This window comes from Flavobacterium sp. (assembly GCF_040382755.1).
Lineage (GTDB): Bacteria > Bacteroidota > Bacteroidia > Flavobacteriales > Flavobacteriaceae > Flavobacterium.
Genome location: NZ_JBEIET010000182.1, coordinates 1 through 2,992 on the forward strand (window position 1 = coordinate 1; position 2,992 = coordinate 2,992).

Below are 2,992 nucleotides of genomic sequence, written 5' to 3' on the forward strand. Positions count from 1 at the left end.
AAACGAAACGGCAATGTTAACTACTTTTAACGAAGTAAATATGACGCCAATTAATACCATCAGAAACCAATATAAAGACGAATTTAAGGCAAAACACAATGGTCTTGGATTAGGTTATATGTCGTTCTTTACTAAAGCGGTTACAAGAGCCTTGCAATTGTATCCAGATGTAAATTCGATGATGGATGGCGACTATAAAGTAGCTTTTGATTTTGCAGATATTTCAATTGCAGTTTCTGGACCAAAAGGATTAATGGTTCCTGTAGTTAGAAATGCAGAATTATTAACGTTCCGTGGTGTAGAAGCAGAAATCAAGCGTTTGGCTTTACGTGCACGTGACGGTCAAATTACGGTTGACGATATGACAGGTGGAACATTCACAATTACTAACGGTGGAGTTTTCGGAAGTATGTTATCTACACCAATTATCAATCCGCCTCAATCTGGAATTTTAGGAATGCACAATATTATTGAGCGTCCAATTGCCGTAAACGGTAAAGTGGAAATTCACCCAATGATGTTTGTAGCCTTATCTTATGACCACAGAATTATTGACGGTAGAGAATCTGTTGGTTTCTTAGTAGCTGTAAAAGAAGCATTAGAAAACCCAATGGAGTTATTGATGGATAACAATCCTAAAAAAGCGTTGGAGTTATAATATAAACCTAACAGGTTTTTGAAACCTGTTAGGTTTGCCAATATATGAAATCCTAAATTCGAAAGAGTTTGGGATTTTTTTTGTTTGTTAACATCTGAAAATTAAAAGAAATTTTTATCTTTGAAAATAAACCCAAAAAATCTACCAAAAATGCCAATTAACAAACAAATAGCAAACGTTATTAAAAAGTCTCTTGCTAAAATTGATTTCAGTAAACTTGAAGAAAAATGCACGAATGAAGCACAAACACGACAATATCTTATAGAGCCAATTATTGAGATTTTAGGTTATAGTAGAATGGATGATATGCTAACTGAAATTAATGCAGGATGGGGTCAAAAAAATGATAAAGCAGATATTGGATTATTAGTCAAAGGTAAAAATCCTGAAATTATTGTCGAATGTAAAAAATATGGCAAATCATTAACTGATAAAGAAGCTTGGCAGTTGAACGGATATTTTATTAATACTCCAAGTTGTAAGTTAGGAATATTAACAAATGGACTTGAGTGGAGAGTTTATAGTGCTGATGAAGCAAACAAAGAAACAAGTCTAAATGTGAATCCCTTTTTAGTATTTAACTTTAATGAAATTAATGATTCATTAATTGATAATTTGTCAAAACTACATAAAAATAATATTGATATTAAAGAGTTATTAGAAGAAGCAACTGATTTTTATTTTCTTCAAGGTTTTTCAAATGCTTTTGCCAATGAATTATATGATCCATCAGACGATTTTATCAAAGCTATTTTTAATAGAATGAATGGTAAAAGAATGACAGATCAAGTTAAATTGAAGATCCGCGAACAAATTAATTCAAATACTATTCAAAATGCTCTTAAAAAAGTAATTGAAGAAGAATCTAAAAACGGAAGTTTAATTATAACGACTGCCGAAGAGTTAAAAATTTATCACACTATTAAAACAATTCTAATTCATAGAAAAGAAATTGATGCAGATAGAATAACCTATAGAGATCAAAAAAATAGTTTTAATATTTTAGTTGATGATAATAACAAAAAAATTATATGTAAAATATTAAATAATCGGAACAATTATTCACTTGAAATTAACGGAATAAAATATGAAGTAAAAGGAATTGAAAGTGTTGTTGCGATGAAGAAAACAATTTTAGATGCCGCAATGATATACTTCCAAAAGTAAAATTTTTAATTATATCATTATATAAAACCTAACAGGTTTTTGAAACCTGTAAGGTTTGCCAATATATGAAATCCCAAATTCAATAGAGTTTGGGATTTTTTTTGTTTCTTTGTTTTTATGAAGAAAACAGAGAAAAAAGCAGCGATTGGTTTTATATTTTTAACATTAGTAATTGACATTACGGGTTGGGGAATTATTATTCCAGTAATCCCAAAATTGATTCAAGAATTAATTCATGGCGATTTAAGTGACGCATCGAAAATTGGCGGCTGGTTGCTATTTGCATATGCATTTACCCAATTTTTAATGTCGCCACTTATTGGTAATTTAAGCGATAAATATGGTCGTCGTCCTATTATTTTGTTTTCACTTTTAGGATTTTCGTTGGATTATTTATTTTTAGCCTTTGCACCAACCATTACTTTTTTATTTATTGGAAGAATTATTGCCGGAATAACTGGTGCGAGTATTACCACAGCAACCGCATATATTGCTGATATTAGCACCCCAGAAAACCGAGCTAAAAACTTCGGAATGATCGGTGCCGCCTTCGGAATTGGGTTTATAATCGGACCCGTAATTGGCGGTTTATTAGGGCAATTTGGAGCAAGAGTTCCATTTTATGCCGCGGCAGCATTGTGTTTTATTAATTTCTTATATGGTTATTTTGTATTACCAGAATCGTTACCAAAAGAAAATAGAAGAGATTTAGATTGGAGCAAAACCAACCCCATTCGTGCCATTTTAAATTTAAAAAAATACCCAAAAATATTTGGCTTATTTATATCTATTGTATTGGTTTATATTGGTTCGCACGCGGTACATAGCAATTGGAGTTACTTTACGATGTACCAATTTAAATGGGACGAAAAAATGGTTGGCATTTCATTGGGTATCATTGGTTTGTTAGTTGGAATTGTACAAGGCGGGTTAATTCGATGGATCAATCCGAAAATTGGAAATGAAAAAAGCATTATTTACGGCTTAGTGTTATATACATTAGGAATGTTATTATTCGCCATTGCAACAGAAAGTTGGATGATGTTTGCCTTCTTAATTCCGTATTGTTTAGGCGGAATTTCTGGTCCTGCTTTGCAATCTGTAATTACAGAAAATGTTCCCGCTAATGAACAAGGCGAAATTCAAGGTACTTTAACCAGTTTAATG

Annotated in this window: 3 protein-coding genes; all 3 read left to right on the top strand. The window is 31.6% G+C overall.

Going from position 1 to position 2,992, the window contains the following annotated elements:
- On the top strand, window positions 1–658 hold a 658-nt coding region (locus ABWO04_RS10835), incomplete at its 5' end, for a 2-oxo acid dehydrogenase subunit E2 (protein ID WP_353079713.1).
- A 150-nt stretch (window positions 659–808) separates the two neighbouring features.
- On the top strand, window positions 809–1,825 hold the full coding sequence (locus ABWO04_RS10840) for a type I restriction enzyme HsdR N-terminal domain-containing protein (protein ID WP_353079714.1): 1,017 nt from the start codon (window positions 809–811) through the stop codon (window positions 1,823–1,825).
- A gap of 117 nt (window positions 1,826–1,942) precedes the next feature.
- A partial coding sequence (locus ABWO04_RS10845; RefSeq protein ID WP_353079715.1) for a TCR/Tet family MFS transporter occupies window positions 1,943–2,992 on the top strand: 1,050 nt, incomplete at its 3' end.